At 43.3% G+C, this 14,261-nt stretch carries 10 protein-coding genes; all 10 read left to right on the top strand.

What is annotated here, in order from left to right:
- Nucleotides 1-492 precede the first annotated feature (492 nt).
- Nucleotides 493-3,786 (top strand): SusC/RagA family TonB-linked outer membrane protein, encoded by a 3,294-nt coding sequence (locus tag ACGHVY_RS19875; RefSeq protein WP_390601022.1) that lies wholly within the window; start codon nt 493-495, stop codon nt 3,784-3,786.
- 17 nt (nt 3,787-3,803) lie between these two features.
- Nucleotides 3,804-5,417, top strand: a complete 1,614-nt coding sequence (locus tag ACGHVY_RS19870; RefSeq protein ID WP_390601020.1) for a SusD/RagB family nutrient-binding outer membrane lipoprotein — start codon at nt 3,804-3,806, stop codon at nt 5,415-5,417.
- 21 nt (nt 5,418-5,438) lie between these two features.
- On the top strand, nt 5,439-6,557 hold the full coding sequence (locus tag ACGHVY_RS19865) for a glycoside hydrolase family 18 (protein ID WP_390601017.1): 1,119 nt from the start codon (nt 5,439-5,441) through the stop codon (nt 6,555-6,557).
- A gap of 19 nt (nt 6,558-6,576) precedes the next feature.
- Entirely contained in the window at nt 6,577-7,710 is a 1,134-nt protein-coding gene (locus ACGHVY_RS19860; RefSeq protein WP_390601015.1) for a DUF1735 and LamG domain-containing protein, read from the top strand.
- A gap of 62 nt (nt 7,711-7,772) precedes the next feature.
- Nucleotides 7,773-9,113, top strand: a complete 1,341-nt coding sequence (locus ACGHVY_RS19855; RefSeq protein ID WP_390601012.1) for a discoidin domain-containing protein — start codon at nt 7,773-7,775, stop codon at nt 9,111-9,113.
- 136 nt (nt 9,114-9,249) lie between these two features.
- The gene (locus tag ACGHVY_RS19850; RefSeq protein WP_390601010.1) at nt 9,250-10,437 is read left to right on the top strand and encodes a clostripain-related cysteine peptidase; all 1,188 of its coding nucleotides are present in this window, start codon (nt 9,250-9,252) and stop codon (nt 10,435-10,437) included.
- Between the two features lie 1,194 nt (nt 10,438-11,631).
- Nucleotides 11,632-12,192, top strand: coding sequence for an RteC domain-containing protein (locus ACGHVY_RS19845; protein WP_390601008.1), 561 nt, complete (start codon nt 11,632-11,634; stop codon nt 12,190-12,192).
- 235 nt (nt 12,193-12,427) lie between these two features.
- Nucleotides 12,428-12,775, top strand: coding sequence for a hypothetical protein (locus ACGHVY_RS19840; protein WP_390601006.1), 348 nt, complete (start codon nt 12,428-12,430; stop codon nt 12,773-12,775).
- 86 nt (nt 12,776-12,861) lie between these two features.
- Nucleotides 12,862-13,986, top strand: coding sequence for a conjugal transfer protein MobB (gene mobB / locus ACGHVY_RS19835; RefSeq protein WP_390601004.1), 1,125 nt, complete (start codon nt 12,862-12,864; stop codon nt 13,984-13,986).
- 33 nt (nt 13,987-14,019) lie between these two features.
- A partial coding sequence (locus tag ACGHVY_RS19830; RefSeq protein WP_390601002.1) for a YWFCY domain-containing protein occupies nt 14,020-14,261 on the top strand: 242 nt, incomplete at its 3' end.

Genomic DNA, 14,261 nt, shown 5'->3' with positions numbered 1-14,261 from the left:
TTTACGAATAGGTTTTAATTCTATCTTTTTAGCACTGATCTGTTAAGCTATTGTGGTTAATGTTAAAATCTAAGATGAAGTGTCAACTTCCTGCATTATGACGCCATAAAAAATGAATGCTAACTTAATGTTAGATAACTTCACAACGATGCGATGCAAGGTTCTGTGTATTAATAATTTGCGATTTAAATTGTTAGATTTTTGATGTTTTTTTATAATTCAAAAACATTCCAGCAATATTATCTTTATGTCGATTATTAAAATCTCGATTGAGAAAAGAAAAAACGCCAATGGATGGCAGGTAATAAAAAATGATATGTAGTAGGCAAATTAAAAAACAAATATATGTATGAAAAAAAATATCTGGAGTAAGGCTGCCACCTCACTTCAGATGTGAAATCACTTTTTTTTGCATTAAATGCAATACATCATTCTTCATTTTGAGATATAAAATAGAAGTATCATGATTAACACTAAAAAATGTTCTAATCTATGAATAATTATCGATTCAAAACAATAATATTTGCACTTTTTTACGGTTTCCTCATGCAAAATGTTTTAGCGCAGGCGAATGTTCAGATTACAATCAAAAAGAACAAAATTACGCTACAGGAAGCTTTATTACAAATTGAAAAACAATCATCATTCCTTATCGACTTTAACGAATCGGAATCCGAAAAGATGAAAAGGATTGATTTAGATATTGACGCCCAACCTTTGGATAGGGCACTTACCACGATATTGGAGGGAACGGGGTTATCCTATCAAGTTAAAGATAATTACATTATGATTATCACAGGGGAGAAGCATGTTGAGAAGAAGAGAAAGATAACCGGTACGGTGAAAGATGAAAAGGGGGATGGACTGATCGGTGTAAATGTTTCCGTAAAAGGAGGTTCGGGGGGAACCATCACAGATATTCAGGGGAGGTTCTCGTTGGAGGCTTTCAAGGGACAGGATATCGAGTTCTCTTATATCGGATATACCACTCAAACAGTAACTTTAGGAGATGTGGATGTGCTGAATATTGTACTTCGCGAAAATGCCAAAGCGTTGGATGAGGTGGTGGTAACGGCACTCGGTATCAAACGTTCCGAAAAAGCGTTGAGCTACAACGTGCAGAAGGTGGACAACAGTGCGTTGACGCAAGCAAAGGATATCAACTTTGTTAATGCCCTTAGCGGTAAGGTGGCGGGTGTCAACATCAACACTTCATCGGCAGGAGCCGGAGGTGCCACACGTGTGGTGATGCGTGGTGCCAAGTCAATCACCGGAGGCAACAATGTGCTGTATGTAATCGACGGTGTGCCGATGAATAATGTCAGTGGCGGGGACATCGGAACAGATCTTCGTTTTGCCAGACAGCCAAGCGGAGAAAGCATTGCCGATATCAACCCTGACGATATTGAGAGTTTGTCCGTACTGACGGGACCGTCGGCTGCAGCTCTATATGGTTCATCGGCTGCCAACGGTGTAATACTGATCAACACGAAAAAGGGGCAGGAGGGAAAGGTAAAGGTGAGTTTCTCATCCAGCGTGGACTTTTCGTCGCCTTTTGTGAAACCGGAGTTCCAGAATACGTATGGCAACGAGAAAGGGTCGTACGAGAGCTGGGGAAAGAAGTTAGACAAGCCTTCATCATTCAACCCAATGAATTTCTTCCAGACAGGACACAACTTCATCAACTCGCTGACCCTGACAATGGGGACCAAGACCAACCAGACGTTTGTCTCTGTGGCAACTACCAACTCCGCAGGTATCATCCCCAACAACAAATATGACCGTTACAACTTTACCCTACGTAATACAGCTAGCTTCCTGAATGACAAGTTGCATTTAGATCTCAGCGGCAACTACATCATTCAGCAGACACAGAATATGTATCGCTCTGGAGAATACTACAACCCCATCCCCGCTCTTTATCTTTTTCCCAGAGGAGAGGATTGGGAAGCAGTGAAACTCTATAAGCGTTATGATCCAGTGCGTAAATTTCCCGTGCAGAACTGGAAATATGGAGACAATGGTATGCAAATGCAAAATCCCTACTTTATTGTCAACGACATGATGACGCCTAGCCACCGCAAACGTTATATGTTTATGGCAAGCCTGCGATATGACATTCTGGATTGGCTCAATGTAACCGGACGTGTGCGGGTGGACAACACACACACCGAGAGCGAAACCCGTTATCATGCTTCCGGGCAGGGACTGCTTTATGCTAATACTCACGGAAACGGTATATACGGACACTCACAGTCACTTTCGCAACAGACGTATATGGACTTGATTTTCGGTATCAACAAAACATTTGCCGATTTCAGTCTGACGGCTAATTTAGGAACAAGTCTGGAAGACTATTACACCAGCAGTGTAGGTTTCTCGGGTCCCATACTGAAAGTGCCCAATGTATTCTCGTCCGATGCACTCGACCCCAATTTTAATCGGGGATATGACAGCAGTTTCCGCAAGCGGGGAACAGCAATCTTTGCCAGTGCCGAGGTCGGTTGGAAAAGCAGCGTGTACCTGACACTGACCGGACGAAACGACTGGAGCTCGCTCTTGGTCAATGCCAAGCAACCCTCGTTCTTCTACCCCTCGGTAGGTCTCTCCGGAATCATTTCCAATCTGGTGGATCTGCCAACAGTTATTACCTTCCTTAAACTAAGAGGATCATATACCGAAGTCGGCGCGCCTATTCCTGACAGATATCGGGGGTTGACACGTGGAACGATAACTTTCCCGATGAGTAACGGGTTGCCGTCAACAAAGACCACCCGTCCGTTCTACGACTTCAAGGCGGAGCGTACACGATCATACGAGTTGGGTATGAATCTACGTATGTTCAAAAACAAATTGAACTTCGACTTCACCTATTACCTGTCGAACACCTACAACCAGACATTCCTCAACTCACTACCGGCATCATCACCCTATTCAAGCTTTATCATTCAGGCGGGAAATATTCAGAATCACGGTTTTGAGGTGGTATTGGGATATAATGATCGATTAGGCATAGTAGACTTTTCTTCCACATTGACCTATTCGCGCAATGTGAACCGCGTTAAGCAACTGGTACGAGACTACCCTATGGGAGAGGATGGAAAAAACATCAACTTCAAAGAGACCAGTGCTGGAGGAGGATACATCCGTGAAGGTGATGCCATAGGCGATGTATACGTGACCAAGATTTTGAAGAGAGACAAGCAAGGCAATGTAGAAGTGAGTCCCGAAGGCAAAATATCTTCCATGGACTTACCCAACGGGCAGCGTCTGAGGATAGGAAGTACCAACCCCGATTTTACTATAGGTTGGAGAAACGATCTGGCTTACAAAAACTTTATGCTCTCTTTCCTTATCAATGCCCGTGTAGGAGGTATTGTGACCTCAGGTACTCAAGCGTTGATGGACCGTTATGGTGTATCAAAAGCATCTGCCCAGGCTCGTGAGAGAGGAGGTGTAAGGGTAGCGGGAGGTAAAATCGTAGATGCCAAGGAATATTACTCTGTAGTAGGAGGCGAGCAGCTCACTGCCTACTACTATTACAGTGCCACCAATGTACGCCTTCAGGAACTCACTTTCGGATACAAGCTCTCCAAAAATATATTGGGACACGGTTGGCCTGACATTACACTTTCCTTCATAGGACGGAACCTCTGGATGATTTATAACAAGGCACCATTCGATCCCGAGCTGACTGCCACTACTGGCACTTATGGGCAAGGGGCAGAATACTTCGGAGCACCAAGTCTACGTAATTTGGGATTCAGTGTTAAAGTACAGTTTTAAATCAACATCAAAATGATATGAAAAAGACAATGATCAGATATATAGCATGGATGGTAGTCGGAGTGCAGGTACTTACAGCCTGTCAGGCTGACTTTGAAAAGATTAATACCGATTTCAGACATCCTACAGAGAAGGACCTCAATCTTGACGGATTGAAAGTAGGTGGATTTCTTACTACTTTCCAACAAACGATCTTTCCCGTTGGAACCACCGGGACCGATTATGTAAATGATTACCAGATTCCGTATACACTGGCTGGTGCCTGCTGGATGGGATATATGTCACCTCCACAGAATAAATGGGTGGGCAGGGGGTTCCCCTCGTACGCTCTTCGGGCATGGAGTGACTACACCTTTAACATCATGTATAAAAGAGCGATCGGCAACTATATGGAGCTGAAAGAGAGAACTGCAGATGATGTAGCAGTTAGAGCCATGATAGACATCATCAAGATAGCTACCATACATAAGGCTACCGACAGCTTCGGCCCCATCCCTTACTCTCATCCGGATGGCAGGAACTCCCTGCTTGCCGTGTACGACTCACAAGAGCAGGTGTACCGTTCTATGCTTAAGGAATTGGATGAGGCCGTACAGACATTAAGCAAGCAGGCCCGCAACATCCTGCCCAATTATGACATGATTTATGCAGGTGATTATACCAGGTGGGGCAAGTTGGCAAACTCATTAATGTTGCGCCTTGCCATGCGAGTGGTGTATGCGGAATGGCAACTGGCAAAAGAGTACGCCGAAAAGGCGGTTTCCAACCCTTTCGGCATCATTGAAACTACGGCGGACATCGCACAGTTGAGCCGTGGGGCGGGTATTACGCTCAACAATCCGTTAGTTATCATTAACGGATCGTATAATGATGTACGCATGGGAGCAGAAATCTACTCGTACATGAAGGGATATGACGATCCGCGCATCGACACCTACTTCCTGAAAGGGAAGATGGGGCAAACGGTGGATTTTTATCCTGTGTTTAAAAGCTTGGACAAGGTAGATTCTTATCTAAGTCGGGAGGACGGGGTAGATGCGAAAATCTTCTCAAGCCTGAACGTGGAGAATGCTACACCTATATATATAATGAAGGCTTCCGAGGTGGCCTTCCTACGAGCCGAAGGCGCATTGCGCGGATGGGACATGGGAGGAAAGACTGCTGATGCATATTATAACGAGGGGATTTCATTATCTTTCAGGGAGAACGGTGTAGCGGATAATAAGCTGAACGGATATATCACCGGTCAAGGCAAACCCGTGAAATTTGTAGATCCTGTCAATCCCGCCAACAACAAGGATGCAGTAAGCACCATTACCGTACCTTGGCAGAACAACAATGATTTCGAGCAGTCATTGGAGAGGATCATCACGCAGAAGTACATCGCTCTCTATCCTGACGGACAGGAGGCATGGAGCGAGTATCGCAGAACAGGCTATCCGCACATCTTCACGGCAACTTTTATTCGGACGGATGCAGAAGTAGATCCCCGAACCGGTCCCACACGTATTCCTTATTCTAACAAAGAGTACACAGACAATGGGGAGAATATAAAGAAAGCTGTAGAGTTGTTGGGGGGAGCCGATAACGGTGCCACACGTCTGTGGTGGGACAAGAAACCAAATAAGTGAAATTAGAAAAAGAAGATTATCATGAAAAAGAAAAATATACATAAGCTATTGCTGGCAGTTATATGCCTCTGTCTGCAAACTGCTTGCTCAGACTGGACGGAAGTGGAACGTCAAAACATCGACAAACTGTTGGCTGGTGCTGACAGTGCTATGGCAGATGCGCACCGCAAATATTTAGAGAATCTGAGAGCATATAAAAAGTCTAAACACGAAATCACCTTCGGGTGGTTTGCGGCATGGACAGCTAACGGTTCAGGTTCTACCTTTCTTTCGCAGCTGCCTGACAGTACCGATTTAGTGGCACTATGGGGAGAGAACCTTTGGGCACATCCCACCAAAGAAATGCTGGCAGACTTAAAAAGTGTGCAGGAGACGAAAGGTACCCGGGTGGTCATAGCCTGTCTGTTATTCGACATCGGCAAGGGGATCACCCCGCCTCTACCTGCAGATTATACCGGAAATTGGGAGACATGGTCTAAAAGCTTTTGGGGATGGGTAGACAATGATGAAGTAGCCATCACCAAAGCGATAGAGAAATATGCCAATGCTCTCTGTGATACCATCTTTAAGTTCGGGTATGACGGATTTGATCTGGATGCGGAGCCAAGCTACGCACAACCTTTCCCAACTAAAAGGGAGATGTGGCAACCGGCTAGTCGCATGTATACTTTTATAGAGACTATGGCTAAACGTATCGGTCCGAAATCCGATACGGAGGAGGGTCGACAGAAACTGTTGATAGTAGACGGCGAACCGGAATGGTTTCCTGCCAAATACGGTCCATACTTGAACTATTTTATACATCAGGCATATAGAAGTACTTCTTTTTCAGTTCTTGAGGGCCGGTTACGAAGATTGGTCAATCATTTTGCTTCTGTACATACCGAAGAAGAAGTAGCAAACAAATTTATAGTCACCGAAGAGTTCGAGCAGTATGGCACAACCGGTGGCGTAACCTTTACCTTGTCCGATGGTAGAAAAGTACCCTCCTACATAGGTATGGCGGAATGGAAGCCCTTTGGAGGTAAATATCGTAAAGGTGGCATAGGTTCTTATCACATGCAAAGAGACTTTGCTGCAACTCCGGTGTATAAATACTTGCGACAAGGTATCCGGATTATGAATCCTCCCATTAAATAACTCTTAAACTATTTTTGATATGAATAAGAGACTCACATATATAATAGGTATAGTTACCTCTTGCATAGTGACAGGTTGTGCTAATGTGGATGTGGACGACGTAAACAAACAGTCCAACCTGCCCAATGCCATTTATATCGATGGAGCTGAAAACTCTCCGATGAAGAAAGTTGTAGTGGACAATTTAGGAGGTGAAGTAACCTTCCTGCCGCGTGCAGCCAATCTGCTGACCTCCGCCGTACAGGTAGATATCGCCATCGACTCACTCTCTTTGGTACATTATAACAAAAAGAACGAAACATTCTACCAGTTGCTTCCCACCGAATATTATGAGATAGAGAAAGCGGCGGTGACCATTCAGGCCGGTAACGTAAGTGCGGAACCTGTGAAACTGAAAATTAGAAAGAGCGCGTTGAAAGTGAACCCATCTGTAAAGTATGCTGTTCCGGTGAAATTGACTACACGTTCCTCTGTATCCGTATTGGAATCGGGCTCGTATGCTGTTTTCGTGCTCGAACGCGTGTTGGAGACTTCTGCCATTCGGCAAAAGGGTTTCTATATGCGCTGTGACCTTGCCGATGCCAATAATCCGATGGTACTGAAAGAATGGACACTGCACTACGGCATGAAGATTGATAGATGGTTCAACAATCAGCAGCCGGTAATGAGTTCCTTCTATTCGCGTATCACAGGTAACGGTAAGTTGCAGTACAAACCTGGCGGATCGGACGATCCAAAGGGATTCTCTAAACAGTCTATCATGCCGGGCAAGTGGTATCATATAACCTATATTTATAAAAAACAATACGTAAAGGCATACATCAACGGAGTACTCGAATTTGAACTGGAGGTACCAAGCCAAAATGAAGTTCACACTAAGATACAAGCCAGCTTCGGGAATTTCGAGGGATACTTACGTGATATTCGTCTGTACAGCAAGGCATTGAGTCCGGCACAAATAGCCGAGAATCTGTATGTGGAGAATCCTGCTAATCCCGATTTGCTGGTTTATGCACCATTGGATAAGGAATCAGGATTGAAAGACGTTAGCGGGAACGGTCGTGACTTTAAAGCCTACAAGACGGGAGGAAACCAAGCATATCCGGAGGGACAGATTACTTGGCAATCTCCACTTTATTTTCCAGAAAAATAATCAATATGGGTACTATTATGAATTGTAAAAAAATTATATATATTTTTTTTGCTGCGTGTGTAATGTTGATAGCATCATGCAGTGAAGACTTGGGATATACGAGCGAATACAATATCAAAGACTATTACAATGGTTCCGACCCACGCACCAACCTGCTTGCCTTCCGTAAAAGCGTGCAAACGCTGAGGTTGCCTTTTGTCGGTGACGTTTGTTTGGAAGAGAAGACGGAGGTATTCTTGGATATGCGTTCCACCCGCGAAGTGGTTGCCAACGAAAAATTAACTTTTGAGGTCGTCAGTAAAAATGATCCTCAAGTGGCCACCCACAAAGAGAAAGTATTTGTAGCCGCCAACCGTGTAACATTTGACGAATCTTCTTTGACATGGCCTGCCGGGAAGGATACACATACGTCCAAAATGTCTGTTAGTATAGTTGGTGTGCCATCAGGGGCTATTCTGCCTATCAAAATGAATATTGGTGGCTCTTCGCAGTTTCGGGCAAGTGAAAACTATTCCTTGCAAATAGTGCAGATAGAAAGTCAGCAGGTTGTATCTCTCAGTCAACAGATATTCGAGCTGGGTGCCGCCATCACCTCGGATGGAGTGAGAGTAGAAGAAGACGGACAGGTGACAGTCTCTGTTTCGGCCTCACAACCTTTAAGCGGATACCGGGCGAAGCTGATACGCGATGAGCAAATAATGAAGGATTACCCCAGTAGGCTGAAGGGCTATGAGGTAGCACCGGATAATATGTTCCCTGCATTCGAAGAACAGTCCTTTGATGATAAGCAGAACATAACCTTTTCTTTCCAAGTAGCTAACACCAACGTTATTCAGAGCAATAAAAAGATAGTGTTACCTCTGAGGTTGGTTCTGCTGAATAAAGATGGAAAGCAGATTGATTTGCAAAAGAACAAAGGGGATGTATTAGTACAAATAGAGTTTTACGAAGCTGCTGTAGTCGCCACACAGAACGAGGCCGAATTAGGTACTCCCATTATGCCTAAATCAGAATGGACTATTGACACAAATCCGGTTTCTCAAAATATCGCACGCTTGACAGATGGTGACGAACGAGGGAGTTCTTGGTATGGCCGCGTGCTGGACAATGGGACTTCTAATCTGATAGTTGACTTGAAGGAGAGCAAATCGATCAGTGGTTTTAAGTTTAGCAACTTGCCGAACAATTACTATTCGGAGCCTTCGCCCTCTTCTTACCGCTTTTTTATCAGTCGGAATGGGAGCGATTGGGAAGCCATCTCTGGAATTCTCAGTGGAGACGCCCGAACGGGTGCTTACCTGTTCAAGACCTTAAAAGCGTGTAATACCCGCTATGTTATGTTCCGACTGACAGCTGTAGATGACTATGTGGGGCTGACCGAAATAACAATCTACAGACAATAATAGAGCCTGTACACTGTTGTTAAACAAACTAATATCACTTTTTTGCAAAAACGTCCTGTCATTCCTTACACATGAGTTGTGACCGGACGTTTTTTCCCGTTTGTATTTTCTGGCAATAAATTAGTATATTTGTGATATGAGAATAGTAAAAGAGTTTTACCTAAAGTTTGGCATTGTCCTTTTAATCTTTGGAATTTTACTTTTCTCTTCATGTGAAAAGGACGAAAATCAAAAGGTTAAAGCCAATCAGAAAACATTATTCATGTATTTGCCATGGTCTTCAAATTTGACGCACTATTTTTATAATAACATTTCTGACCTGGAAAAATGTATAATGAAAAGAGGGCTGAACAATGAGAAGGTTATTGTTTTTATTTCTACTGATAGTACGGAGGCTATGATGTTTGAAATAACATATTCTAATGGGAAATGTAAACGTGAAATACTTAAAAAGTATAAGTCTCCGCCTTTTACGACAATCGATGGGATAACTGCAATTCTGAATGATGTAAAGGCATTTGCTCCGGCTTCTGTTTATGCCATGATTATAGGATGTCATGGTATGGGATGGCTTCCTGTTAATGAGATGAAAGTGCGTTCCGCACCTCACATGAAAATGCATTGGGAATATCAGGGTGTTCCATTGACACGTTATTTTGGAGGACTGACTGCCGAATACCAAACAGATATAAAATCTCTAGCCTCCGGTATCGCTAACGCAGGCATGAAAATGGAATATATTCTATTTGATGACTGTTATATGTCATCTATAGAAGTTGCCTATGAATTAAAGGATGTTACAAAATATTTGATTGGTTCTACCAGTGAGATGATGGCATACGGAATGCCTTATGCCACTATTGGGGAATATTTACTGGGGAATCCCGATTATCAATCGGTATGTGAAGGATTTTACAATTTCTATTCAACCTATGAAATAATGCCTTGTGGAACATTAGCAGTAACGGACTGTTCTGAACTGGAGAATATGGCAGCCATCATAAAAAGTATCAATAGTAAATATTCTTTTGACAAATCCCTGAGGGGAACAATCCAACGATTAGATGGCTACACCCCTGTAATATTTTATGATTTTGCAGATTATATAACCTCACTCTGTAACGATCCTATATTATTAAACCAATTTAGGGAGCAGCTAAATTGTCTTGTCCCATATAAAATCCATACAAAAAATTTCTACTCTATGGCTAAAGGTGTTATTCCTATCAATGCATTTTCCGGTATAACAACATCTGATCCTAGTGACAACCCTATGACTGCATTGAAAGAAAAGACATTATGGTATAAAGCGACACATAATTAGATTCGATAGTAAATAGTAATAAGATGAAGATTATCTTCTTTTTATATTGAGAAATGTAATCAGATAGTAAAAAATGTACGTCTTGTTTCGTAAATATGAAGTTTTATTGTTCAACTATCAGCCACCATAATTAGTTGCAATGTTGACTCCACTGAACTAGCATCGATCGCTTTTGTTGACAGTGTTTATATTTTTATATGTTCAATATAACGATGAATGAAATAGGGAAATAACTAGGCTATTTTAGATATTATGAATTCACAGAAAAAATGTAGTGAAGTTTGTAGGTATGGGATTTGGGGGACTGTTATCTGATTCAGTGGCATACCTACCACTAACTAGGAGGAGAGAGGATGAAGTTCGGAAACAATTTGTCTTGTTTACTGATGTGTTAATGAATTTATGATAATCCAATTGAATAATAAGCAACCATCCCAAATATACTCTGTACTAAAATTAAACTTCATGATCGTGAGCTAATTCTGGTAAGAGATAGTGTTGATAAATACCTCGACGTAATGCTCATAACTGAAAAAAAATGCAAAGAATGATGTAAAAGATGGAAAAAGAAAGCAGGGCTAGGATAGTTTTTTATGATGAATCTTGTTTGAGACAGATACTTTTTTTACCTCTTTCCAGTATTATGCAGGAAAAATGATATATGTCCTATTTTTTATTTTAAGTTTCATATGCAGTTATTATCGTCGATATGGTTATCACTGTTACAAAATATTTCTAGTTAACTATAGCTAGGTGCTAAAAAAAATAAATGTTTTATAGTTATACAGTTTTTAATCTTGTTATTGAATTTCATTATTTTTCAGCCCCTTCAGGGCTAAGCAAAAAAATACACTACGCAAGAAAGGAAAAGAATTGGTAGAAATATACTATCTGGCAGAGAAGAGTTACATAAATTGCTGGACATCTTTACCAACATAAAGATTGCCATTGTATGGAATGATGCTCTAAAGGTATATAGCAAGTATCAAGGGGCGACAACTTGCTATTTTTAAAGGAGTGTCCATGTGCTGCAATAAAATCAGAATAGACAAATACCGGGGGATATCGTATTCGCCTTTAGTATTCTGTCGTAAGAAATAGATAGTTAAACTAAAGTTTGAGTATATGAAAACATCAACAACACACCGCCTGATGATCCATTTTCAAGAAGCTGTCTTGAAAAGAAAAAATGTTATGGAAAACGTACTGGCATCCGCATACGACGAATTTTCAGAACATCTGGTATCCCTAGCGGGGAGCGGGCTTTCGCTAGTTGCGCGACTACGCTATCTGCGTCATATGGAAACTGAGCTGGATGCCTACATGAATATACTTGGGAGTAGGTCTAACGACCAACTACATATCTATCTGATGAGGACTTCTGGCCTTATCAAGACGGAAATAGAGCTGTTATATTTCACGTTGCGGGATCCTGAATACCAAGACGCTATTCCCGATACCGATAAGCAACAAACAGACCTGTCATTCCCTCGTTGGAAAGATTCGCTGGTGAACCTGATGGAACTAATCGCTTCTCTGTATTACTTGGGAGTGATAACGGATGCTAACGGCAACCGCCAGTCATTCGCCTCCTTGGTGGTGGCATTTGAGAAGTTCCTTCATATCCGGATTCCTAAACCTTATGATTTGCGTGCAGATCTTGCCAGACGTAAGAAAAGTCTTTCTGTGCTACTACCTAAACTCAGGGAAGCCTTTGAAAAAAATATCATAAATTGTGGAATCGGCTACAAATGACAAAGAAAAAAAATCTCCTGTCATGAATAGTCATTTCCTGTTATGAATAGTCACATTACGGAATTTGGACGGTACCCAAATAATCGTTTATTTTGCTTCCGATAAAAACATTAAAAATATGGCTAAAATCAAACAGGCTTCCAAAAAAGAGAAAATGACCGTTTCTCAGGCATGAAGAGGCGGTCGCAATCCGAAAGAACCCTCCCAGCTTCATTCCTATTATTACGGGTTTCGATTGAACGAGTTCCAGAACATTGAGTTTGAGCGGCTCTATGAAAATTCCGGTGCCGGAACCAAGTCGCAGTTCATCCTGTCGGCCATTTTCGACAAGCCGATGAAAGTGGTGAAAATCGACAAGGCGGCCACGGACTACTACATCAAGCTCACCAACTTTCAGAGCGAGTACCGCCGCATTGGGGTGAACTACAACCAGGTTGTCAAGGCGGTCCATAGCGGGGAGCTGACCGAAAAGAAAGCCCTTGTTTTGCTTTACAAGCTGGAACAGCTGACCGTGGAGCTCGTATCGTTGAACAAGGAAATCATCCGTCTTACTAAAGAGTTCGAACAATGGTTGCAAAGATAACATCCGGTGCCGCCATCTACGGGGCGCTGTATTACAATCAGGAAAAAGTGGAGAAAGGGAAAGCGCGGACGCTGGCATGAAACCGCATGATGGAGACACCGGAGGGAAAGGTCGGTATCGCCGAATGCATGCGCAGCTTCGAACCTTACCTTGCCATGAACCGCCGGACGGAAAAGCCGGTGTTCCATCTCTCGCTTAATCCCCATCCCGATGACGTGCTCTCCGACGAACAGCTGGAAGCCATTGGGCGGGAATACATGGACAAGCTCGGATATGGCGACCAACCTTACATTATCTTCCGCCATGACGACAACGCGCGTTCTCACATCCATATCGTCTCCCTGCGTATCGATGAACAGGGAAGAAAGCTGAGGGATTACAAGGAATGGGAACGTTCGACGGACATCTGCCGGGAGCTGGAAAGGAAATACGGCCTGCTGCAGTCACGCAGGGAGGAATACAGGGTTTCTCGGCCGATGATCGCGGTGGACTACACGAAAGGCGATCTGAAACACCAGATCGCGGGTGTGGTAAAACCGGCCGTGCAGAATTACCGCTTCCAGTCGTTCAAGGAGTTCAGGGCACTGCTCGGACTTTTCAACGTGATCGTGGAGGAAGTGCATAAGGTCGTGGACGGAAAACGTTGCAACGGCTTGGTCTATGCGGCGACCGACGAGAAGGGAAAACGTATCGGGATCGGAATCAAATCCAGTGATATCGGGAAAAGCGTGGGATATTGTGCCCTCCAAAAGAAGTTCTCACAAAGCAGGGCATGGATGAAAAAGCATCCCCTGCCGGAAAAGACAAGGGAGAACATCCGTACGGCACTCTGCCAGGATACCCGTCAGGGATTCCTGCAGGGACTCACTGGGAAAGGCATCACCGCCATGCTTTATGAGAACGCTGCGGGGGTGATTTACGGAGTTACCTATATTGACCATACCTCCCGAACCGTATTCAAAGGTTCGGCATTGGGAAAGAAATATTCGGCATCGGTTATCAACCGGCAGTATGGCGTGGTTTTACCGGGAAAAGAGGAAGAAGTGCCTGTCTTGCATCCGACCGAACCGGAAACAAAAGAACCGGGGCTGGTGGAAGGATTGCTGGATATCTTCTCTCCGGAATCCTATCCATATCCGGGAGAAGACCTGGCTCAAAGCCCTTATGGGAAAAAGAAGAAGAGAAAGCGCAAAGGTTCGCATCTCGGCTAATACAATGTATCACTATTAATCCATTATGATAATATGTCACAGGACGAAACCAGAGGACTCAATAAGAACCTCGATTTTATGAGGGCTGTCAGCATCATTTTTTTAGTGATGAATGTTTATTATTTCTGTTATCCCTACTTTCTTTCCATGAATCTGACCATCGGTGTAGTGGATAAGATACTGCTCAATTTCCAACGGGATACGGGACTGTTTTCCCATTCGTTGGTCAGCAAATCCTTCAGCCTGCTCTTCCTCTTCTTCTCCTGTATGGGAGG

The organism is Bacteroides sp. f07, assembly GCF_042854785.1.
Classification (GTDB): Bacteria; Bacteroidota; Bacteroidia; order Bacteroidales; family Bacteroidaceae; genus Bacteroides.
The sequence above is the reverse complement of the archived record's forward strand: the minus strand, read 5'-3'. Positions and strand labels throughout refer to the sequence as shown.

What these genes read in the sequence shown, in the direction of transcription:
- ACGHVY_RS19875 (WP_390601022.1), top strand. Translation starts at nt 493, where the DNA reads ATGAATAATTATCGATTCAAAACAATAATATTTGCACTTTTTTACGGT.
- ACGHVY_RS19870 (WP_390601020.1), top strand. Translation starts at nt 3,804, where the DNA reads ATGAAAAAGACAATGATCAGATATATAGCATGGATGGTAGTCGGAGTG.
- ACGHVY_RS19865 (WP_390601017.1), top strand. Translation starts at nt 5,439, where the DNA reads ATGAAAAAGAAAAATATACATAAGCTATTGCTGGCAGTTATATGCCTC.
- ACGHVY_RS19860 (WP_390601015.1), top strand. Translation starts at nt 6,577, where the DNA reads ATGAATAAGAGACTCACATATATAATAGGTATAGTTACCTCTTGCATA.
- ACGHVY_RS19855 (WP_390601012.1), top strand. Translation starts at nt 7,773, where the DNA reads ATGTTGATAGCATCATGCAGTGAAGACTTGGGATATACGAGCGAATAC.
- ACGHVY_RS19850 (WP_390601010.1), top strand. Translation starts at nt 9,250, where the DNA reads ATGAGAATAGTAAAAGAGTTTTACCTAAAGTTTGGCATTGTCCTTTTA.
- ACGHVY_RS19845 (WP_390601008.1), top strand. Translation starts at nt 11,632, where the DNA reads ATGGAAAACGTACTGGCATCCGCATACGACGAATTTTCAGAACATCTG.
- mobB (WP_390601004.1), top strand. Translation starts at nt 12,862, where the DNA reads ATGATGGAGACACCGGAGGGAAAGGTCGGTATCGCCGAATGCATGCGC.